The following is an 8,122-nucleotide window of genomic DNA, read 5'->3' on the forward strand; positions in this document are numbered from 1 at the left end:
GGCCCGCCGGCCCCGGTCGTCGCGCCGCGCCGGTCGCGCGGACGCCCGGTGCCGGATGCGGGGGCGGTACCGTCCGACGCGGCCGGGGCCACCTCGCCGGTGTGTCCGACGGAACTGCGGCGGCCGGGAGGGAGAACGGCGAGGACTGGGACGAGGACCGGAGAGGGCGCCCGGGTACGGGGGCGCCTCCCGCGCTGACTCCCGGGGGCGCTGCCGTCCCGCCGGGCTTTTGTGCCTCCCGGCGACCGTGCGGAGCCCGGGGCCTCACCTGAATGACGGAACGAGCTCTTCGGTTCCCGGGAAACCCTCACAAAAGGCGAACTGTTCGGATACAAGGCGATCAAGCGGGTCAACATCCGGTGACCGTTCGCGGTCTCCGCCGGAGAGACACGGCATCAACAGGAGTGCGACACAGGGAAACACGGAGCCGGGACGCTTACCCGCGCGCTTCCGTGGGACATGGAGACGGATGCATATCTCTTTTCTGCTGCACCACGGGTACGGCATGGGCGGAACGATCCGGACCACCTTCAACCTCGCGTGCGCGCTCGCACAGCAGCACGATGTCGAGATCGTCTCGGTCTTCCGGCACCGCGACCGTCCCGTCTTCGACCTGGACCCCGCGGTGCGCCTGCGCCATCTGGCGGACATGCGCAAGCACAGCCCGGACTACGACGGCGACGACCCCGAGCACGCCCGGCCGTCCAGGCTGTTCCCGCGCGCGGACGGCAACCACCGCAAGTACAGCGCGCTCACCGACCGCCGGATCACCGAGCATCTGGCCGGTGTCGAGGCGGACGTCGTGATCGGCACCCGCCCCGGCCTCAACACCATGCTCGCCATGCACACCCGGCCCGGCCCGGTGCGCATGGGGCAGGAGCACCTCACGCTCTCCACCCACTCGCGGGCGCTGCGGGCCACCCTGCGCGGCGCCTACCCGCGCCTGGACGCCCTCACCACCGTCACCGAGGCCGACGCGCGCGACTACCGGCGCATGATGCGCCTGCCCGGGGTGTATGTGCGGGCGGTTCCCAACGGCGTCCCCGCGCCGGCGGTGGAGCCTTCCGACTGCACCGGGAAATGGGTGGTCGCCGCCGGCCGGCTGGCTCCGGCCAAACGCTACGACGTGCTGCTGAGGGCCTTCGCCAAGGTGGTCGAGCAGCGGCCCGACTGGCGGCTGAGGCTCTACGGGGCCGGGCGCGAGGAGGCGAAGCTGCGGGTCATGGTGGAGGAACTCGGCCTGTACAACCACGCGTTCCTCATGGGACCGGCCCACCCCATCGAGGCCGAGTGGGTCAAGGGCTCGCTTGCGGCCGTGACGTCCAGTCTGGAGTCCTTCGGAATGACGATCGTGGAGGCGATGCGCTGCGGTCTGCCGGTGGTGGCCACCACCTGCCCGCACGGGCCGGGGGAGATCATCGCCGACGGTGTGGACGGACGGCTGGTACCCACCGGCGACGTCGACGCCATCGCCGGGTCCCTGCTGGAGCTGATCAACGACGACGAGCTGCGCCGGAAGATGGGCCGCGCCGCGATCGCGGACGCAGCCCGTTACGACCCCGCGCGGATCGGCGAGATGTACTCCTCGCTCTGCACGGAGCTCGTCGCACGCGGCGGAGGGAGAGGCATCGGCCGCCTGCGCTCCTGCCTGCACCGGGCCCGGGGGGCCCTGCTCGGCGGGGCGTACGCCACCAAGGACGCCCTGGCCCGTGCCCGCCGGGGCGCGCCGAGAGGAGGACGGACCGCATGACCGCGACCACCCGCAGACCCGCCGGTGCCCCCGAGGTCCCCGGGGCGACGGCACCACGGGCCCACTGCACGGCGGACAGCGCGGGCGGCCTCAGCTTCGACATCGAGCTGCCCGGCGCGGCGGAGCGGTGGGACGCCGCCCTGCTGCTCCGGCTGCGCGACCACGACCCGGAGGAGTCGGTGCGCCTGCCGCTGGAGCCGCTCTCGGGCGGCCCAGGCGGCTCCGTTCTGCGCGCCGTCCTGCCCAGCACGGTTTTGCTGGCCGAGGGCCGCTGGGACGCCTATCTGGTGATCGGCGAGGGTGAGGCGCAGCGGCTGCGGCCCGGATGCGGCGACCTGCGCTCGCTCGTCGACCGGGTGCCGCGCACCGACCGCACCTGGCTGGGGGTGCGCATCCCGTACACCACCAAGTACGGCAATCTCTCGGTGTGCTCCTGGCTGCGCTGGCCGCACGCCGAGGCGGGCGACATCTGGCCCGCCGACGGCGGGCTGACCGTCCACGGGAGGCTGTACGGGGCCGCGTTGACCCCCACCGCGCGGCTGGAGGCCCGCCCCCGCCACACCGCCGCTTCGGACGGCGCGCAGGCGCGGTCCGTCACCGCGCCGGTCACCCCGGCAGGCACGCCCGCCGAGGGGCACGGCTTCACGGCGCGGCTGTCGTACGCGGATCTGGCCGGGGAGAGCGGCTCGGAGGGCGACTGGCGGCTGTGGCTGCGCCCCGGCGAGGACGCCGAAGCGGTGCGTGTGGCCCGCATCCTGGACGACATCGTCGACAAGCACAGGATCCTGCGCTACCCGGCACGGCCCGTCACCGCCGACGAGGCGGGCAAGGCGGACGAGCCGCGCGGGGCGGCGGGCGGGAGGAGTGAGCCGGAGGCAGGCCGAGGGCTGACGGCCCGTCCGTACTACACCGGTGCCAACGATCTGTCCGTGCGGCTGGAGCGCACGGAACCGGCCGGCTCCTGATCGCCCGGCCTCCGCCCGTCCCGCGGGAGCCCCGGCCGGGCGGGGACGGGCGGTCCGCCGTCCCCTGAGGACAGCGCCTGTCCTCAGGGGATGGCAGACTCGGCCGTATGAGGGAGACATCGGCACGACTGCTGCGTCTGCTGTCCCTGCTCCAGGCCCGCCGCGAGTGGTCCGGTGCCGAACTGGCCGAGCGTCTGCGGGTGACCTCGCGGACGGTGCGCCGCGACGTGGAACGGCTGCGGACGCTGGGCTACCCCGTCCACTCCACCACCGGGACCGCCGGCGGCTACCGGCTCGGCGCGGGCGCCGAGCTGCCGCCCCTGCTCCTGGACGACGACGAGGCGGTGGCCGTCGCGGTCGGACTGCGCACGGCCGCGCACAACACGGTACGGGGGATGGAGGAGTCCTCGGTACGGGCGCTGGCGAAGCTGGAGCAGGTGCTGCCGCACCGGCTGCGCCGTCGGGTGGGCGCGCTCACCGCCTTCACCGACCCGCTCGGGGGGCGCCGCGGGCCGGTCGTGGAGGTGGAGACCGTCACCGAACTGGTGAACGCCTGCCGCGATCGCCTGCTGCTGCGCTTCGCCTACCGGGACCGTGACGGCTCCTGTTCGCGCCGGATCGTCGAACCGTACCGCCTGGTGTGCAGCAGCCACCGCTGGTATCTGGTGGGCTGGGCGGCCGACCGCGCCGACTGGCGTACGTTCCGCGTCGACCGGCTCGCCCTCACACCGCCCCACGGCCCCCGCTTCACCCCCCGGGAACCACCCGCCGAGGACTGGGCTGCCTACGTCTCCGAGGGCATCTCCACGGGGGCGTATCCGGAACGGGCGACCGTACTGCTGCACGCCCCGGCAGACCGGGTCGCGGAGCGGATCGCGCCCTCGGCCGGAGTGCTGGAACCGGTGGACGAGAGTACCTGCCTGCTGCGTACCGGCGCCCCCTCCCTGGACGAGATGGCCCTCCACGTCCTGACACTGGGCTTCGACTTCGAGGTGCGCGAACCGGCCGGGCTGGGTGAGCGGATAGAGAAGCTGGCGGACCGCCTCGGCCGGGCGGCGCGGGCGTGGCGGGCGGACGGGGAGGGTTGGGGAAGGGAGTGAGGGCCGCGAGGCCGCGGGGTCACCGGACTCGGTCCACCTCGTCCGCTTCGTGCACGCGGTCGTACTCGCCCGCCGGGTCCGCTGCCGCACCGTCGCCGCCGGCCGCGCCGCCGTGGTCAGCACCTGCTGGTGTGCCAGGAGGCCGCGGCGCTTGGGTCACAGGTCGTCCGGGCAGTCGCTGACGATCGCGGCGAGGTCTCCCTCGCGGACGATCCGGACCTCACGCGGCGGCCGGCCGACGCCGGGCGCCTTGTCGGGCAGTGCCGGGTGGCCCGAGCGCGCGATTCCGTGGACCTGCTTATTTTCAGGGGTAATTGAGAGGCTTTCGGATTTCCTCTTCGGTATTCCGTGCGCAGGACGCGGATGGTGTTTCCCGAGAACTCGTCGCGGACGGCTGGAGAGTGTGGCGGGGGGAATTCGGAGTGGTGCGCGCGGGACTCCCGGACGGAGCGGCCGAATGCCGTCCGCGCCACGGAGCGTTGTGACACAAGTGTGACGCCACCATGATCGGGCCGGAACTTCCGGCTGGGCCGCCGACGCCGTACGGTGCTGCCATGACACCGGCACCCACGCACCCGCACACACCGGACGACGACCCCGAGGCATATGTCGGACTCGACGCGGCCACCGCCGAACGACGGGCCCGCGAACGCGGCTGGACCACCGTCCGGTCCCTCCCGCCGGACGCGGTCATCACCATGGAGTACCTGTCGGGGCGGCTGAACTTCACAGTGAAGGGTGGCTCGGTGGTCCGCTGCTGGAAGGGCTGACACGTGCGGCGGCCCGTTCCCCGTCCGGGGGGAACGGGCCGCCGCACGTGCCGGGCTCCGCGGGGCGGGCGCTAAGGCGCCGTCACTTCCGCGGTCCTATCGGCGCGGTCCGCGACACCGTGCGCTCGCCGTACGGCCGACGGCTGCCTGCGGGGGTGACGGGGGAGCGTTCCGAGCGGGCCGCGTGCTGTCGCGCGTGGGCGGGATGGTGGGTGCGCGGCTCCCCGGCCCGGGCCGGGAGGTCTCCCGGCAGTGCGGTGGGCAGGGCCGGTTCGGCCAGGGGAGCTTCGGGGAAGGCCGGCCCGCGCCGGGGGGCCGGATACGCCTCGCGCGCGCCGAGCCGGGCGGCGACCGGCTCGGCGCGCGCCCCGGCGGTACGCAGGCGCGCCGACAGGGGCGTGGCCCCCTCCCGGAAGTGGTACCAGTGGCTCAGCAGATACGCCTCGACACGGGCGATGAGGGGCTCGGACCACGGCAGCGCCAGCAGGATGAGCAGCCCCGAGGCCCAGCCCAGGAGCACGTCGCTGACCCAGTGAGTGCCGATGTAGACGGTGGTGGTACCGACGCCGAGCGCGAAGACCGCCGCGACGACCGAGAGACGGCGCCGGGCCCGCGGCGTGGTGGCCAGATAGGCCAGGATCCCCCAGGTGACCACCGCGTTCGCCGTGTGGCCGGAAGGGAATATATCGCCCGTCAGGAACATCTCATTGGCGCCTATGCGGTTCGCGTAGTGCGGGCCTTCGCGTCCCATGCCGAGCTTCGCCGCCCCCACCGTAACGTTCAGCAACAGCAGGGAGGCGCCCAGGGTCAGCAGCGGGCGCAGCGTCCGCTGGCGCCAGGAGCGCCAGCCGAGCCAGGCGGCGACCAGCACCGCGGTGGGACCGCGCTGGCCGAGGACCACGAAGTAGTCGAGGAAGGCGTGGAGTTCCGGCCACTGCTTGTACGGGCGGAAGAGCATCACCTGCCAGTCCAGCCGGACCAGCCGGGAGGTGGTCAGCACCGCCGCCACGATGGCCGCGTAGAGGGCCAGCGTGGCGAAGAAGAGCGTCTTGCGAGTGCCGCTCATCCCGGGTGGGGGAGTGAGCGGCCGCGCTGGCTCCTGTTCCAGGCGGGCGAAGATCCGGTCGGTACGCACTCCAAAGAGATTACAGGCGGTGACCGGCTGCACCGGACCGGCCACCTGCTTCGTAATGCCTATGTAATGTGCAACAGGCTTGCACCCGCACAGGGAGATGCTGTTTTCCCACGTCCGGAAGAAGTTCGCCGATTTTCCGACCGGAACGCCTCGGAGTTGTTGTCGAGGGTGCGCCGGGTGTTCCTTTTCAGGAAAGACGAACGCAGTCCACCGGCCGTTAACCGGTGCGCCGCCGAGCCGGGTCAGAGCGGGCCCGAGCCGTGCGGCCACACCGCCCCGTACACCGCCGTGCCGAGCGCGGCGAAGGCCAGTCCGCCGGCGAAGCCGGTGCCCCACCGCCCCTGCACGGTGGCCCCGGGGGCGGGCGGCCGGGGCCACCGGCACGGGGGGCCGTACGGCGGAGCGGCGGATCCCGGAGACGGGGGAGAGAGGGGGGCAGCAGATCGCTCGCGGGCATGAACGAGGAGGTCATGAGGCCGAGATGAAGTGATGAGGCGGCTTTCGGCCAGGCCTCAACGTGAGGCGCGCCACTTAGCCATGCGGAGGACTCGCGTACGCTGACGCACTACTCGACCCTCCATACCGGGCCGGACACCCCCGGTGTCCGGCGTTCCCCACGGCGGCGGTGCGAGCGCAACAGGAGGTGCCTACATGTCCGGGACGACCACGGCCGGAGCCATCAGGGCGGCGGACGTCCCACGGCAGAGACCGCGACGGACGGGACCTGCGGTTCCGGGCGGCGGCCCTTCCTCATCCGGCGGCGACGCGAGCCGCTGGACCGTGCTGGTCGTGCTGTGCGCCAGTCTGCTCCTGGTGGCTGTCGACGCGACGGTGCTGCACGTCGCCGTCCCCGCGGTCTCCCGGGCGCTGCGACCCGGCCCCGTCGAGCTGCTGTGGATCGTCGACGCATACCCTCTGGTCTGCGCCTCCCTGCTGATCCTCTTCGGCACCCTCGGCGACCGGGTCGGGCGGCGCAGGGTGCTGCTGTGCGGCTACGCGGTCTTCGGCGCGGCCTCGGCGCTGGCGGCGTACGCGCACGCCCCCGAGGTGCTGATCGCGGCGCGGGCCCTGCTGGGGATCGGCGGCGCGATGATCATGCCGGCGACCCTGTCGATCCTGCGCCAGGTCTTTCCCGACCGCCGCGAGCGGGCGCTGGCCATCGGCGTGTGGAGCGCGGTCGCCGCGGTCGGCGCCGCGGTGGGACCGCTGATCGGCGGCCTGCTGCTGGAGCACTTCTGGTGGGGCTCGGTCTTCCTGGTCAACATCCCGCTGATGCTGCTGTGCATCCCGCTCGGGCGCCGTCTGCTGCCGGAGTCCACCGGCGACCGCGACGGTCCCTGGGACGTGGTCGGCGCCCTGGTGGCCGCCGCCGGGCTGGGCGCGCTGATCCTGGGTGTGAAGCGGGCGGGCGGCGGCGAGGCGCTCCCGGGCACGCTGGTGCCGCTGGCGCTGGGCGCGGTGCTGCTCGCGCTCTTCGTACGCCGCCAGCTCCGCCGCCGCCACCCCCTGGTGGACTTCGCCACCCTGGCCCGGCCCGCCTTCGGCACGGCGGTGGCCTGCATCGTGCTGACGGTGCTGGCCCTGGTGGGCCTGGCGCTGATCGCTGCCCAGTACCTCCAGCTGGTCCTCGGGCTCAGCCCTCTGCAGACCGGGCTGCGGCTGCTGCCGCTCAGCCTCGCCGCGATCGCGGCCGGCCTGGCCGGCTCCCGGCTGCTGCGCCGGCTGGGGCCGCGCCTCATGGTGTTCACGGGCTTCCTGCTCACCGCCGCCGCGGTGCTGTCGCTGACCGGCGTCGGCCTGCGGGACGAGCCCGCCCTGCTCGTCTGCGGCTTCGTCGTGCTGGGCTTCGGGCTGGAGACGACGCTGTTCGGCGCGTACGAGTCGATGCTCAGCGAGGCCCCGGCCCGGCAGGCGGGCGGCGCCGCGGCGATCGGTGAGACCGCCTACCAGCTCGGCGCGGGGTTGGGCATCGCGGTCCTGGGCACCGTCATGAACGCCGCCTACGCCCCCGGGGTGCTGCGGACGGCGGGTGTGCCGGAGGCCGCCGGGGAGGACGCCGCCCACTCGCTGAGCGAGGCGTACGAGGTCGCGCGGCGTCTTGGCGGACCGGCCGGCGAGACGCTGCGTGAGGCGGCGCGAGAGGCCTTCGTCCACGGACTGCACACGACGCTGCTGGTCAGTGCCGGGCTCCTGCTGCTCGGCGCACTGGCCGCGCTGCGGCTGCCGCGTGCGATGGCGGCGCAGGAGCCGGGCGGGGGCGCGGATCGGGGTGAGGGCTCGGGCGGGGCCCCGGGTGGGAGCGCGGGCCGCGGTCCCGGGCAGGAGCCGCGGGAGGATCCGGACCGGGCGGACGGGTGCGGCGCCGCCCCGGCACGGGCCTGCGCCTCCCCGGCCCCCGCCGG

Annotated in this window: 6 protein-coding genes; 5 read left to right on the forward strand and 1 reads right to left on the reverse strand. The window is 73.8% G+C overall.

What is annotated here, in order from left to right; genetic code table 11:
• Nucleotides 1-469 precede the first annotated feature (469 nt).
• From LJ221_RS22020 to LJ221_RS22040, 4 genes are all read left to right on the forward strand, one after another.
• Entirely contained in the window at nt 470-1,750 is a 1,281-nt protein-coding gene (locus tag LJ221_RS22020; protein ID WP_241718465.1) for a glycosyltransferase family 4 protein, read from the forward strand.
• Entirely contained in the window at nt 1,747-2,715 is a 969-nt protein-coding gene (locus LJ221_RS22025) for a hypothetical protein (protein ID WP_241718466.1), read from the forward strand. The genes LJ221_RS22020 and LJ221_RS22025 overlap by 4 nt, the downstream gene beginning before the upstream one ends.
• A 107-nt stretch (nt 2,716-2,822) precedes the next feature.
• Nucleotides 2,823-3,815 carry a YafY family protein gene (locus LJ221_RS22030; RefSeq protein WP_241718467.1) on the forward strand — a complete coding sequence of 331 codons (993 nt, stop codon included), beginning with the start codon at nt 2,823-2,825 and terminating at the stop codon, nt 3,813-3,815.
• A gap of 554 nt (nt 3,816-4,369) precedes the next feature.
• Nucleotides 4,370-4,585, forward strand: coding sequence for an I78 family peptidase inhibitor (locus LJ221_RS22040; protein WP_241718468.1), 216 nt, complete (start codon nt 4,370-4,372; stop codon nt 4,583-4,585).
• An 82-nt stretch (nt 4,586-4,667) separates the two neighbouring features.
• On the opposite strand, the gene LJ221_RS22045 is transcribed toward LJ221_RS22040, so the two are convergent.
• Nucleotides 4,668-5,720: a phosphatase PAP2 family protein gene (locus tag LJ221_RS22045; RefSeq protein ID WP_241718469.1), complete on the reverse strand. Its 1,053-nt coding sequence runs from the start codon at nt 5,718-5,720 to the stop codon at nt 4,668-4,670.
• Nucleotides 5,721-6,371: 651 nt separating this feature from the next.
• On the opposite strand from LJ221_RS22045, the gene LJ221_RS22050 reads away from it, so the two are divergent.
• A partial coding sequence (locus tag LJ221_RS22050; protein ID WP_241718470.1) for an MFS transporter occupies nt 6,372-8,122 on the forward strand: 1,751 nt, incomplete at its 3' end.

This window comes from Streptomyces sp. CNQ085 (genome assembly GCF_022614595.1).
In the GTDB taxonomy this organism is placed as follows: domain Bacteria; phylum Actinomycetota; class Actinomycetes; order Streptomycetales; family Streptomycetaceae; genus Streptomyces.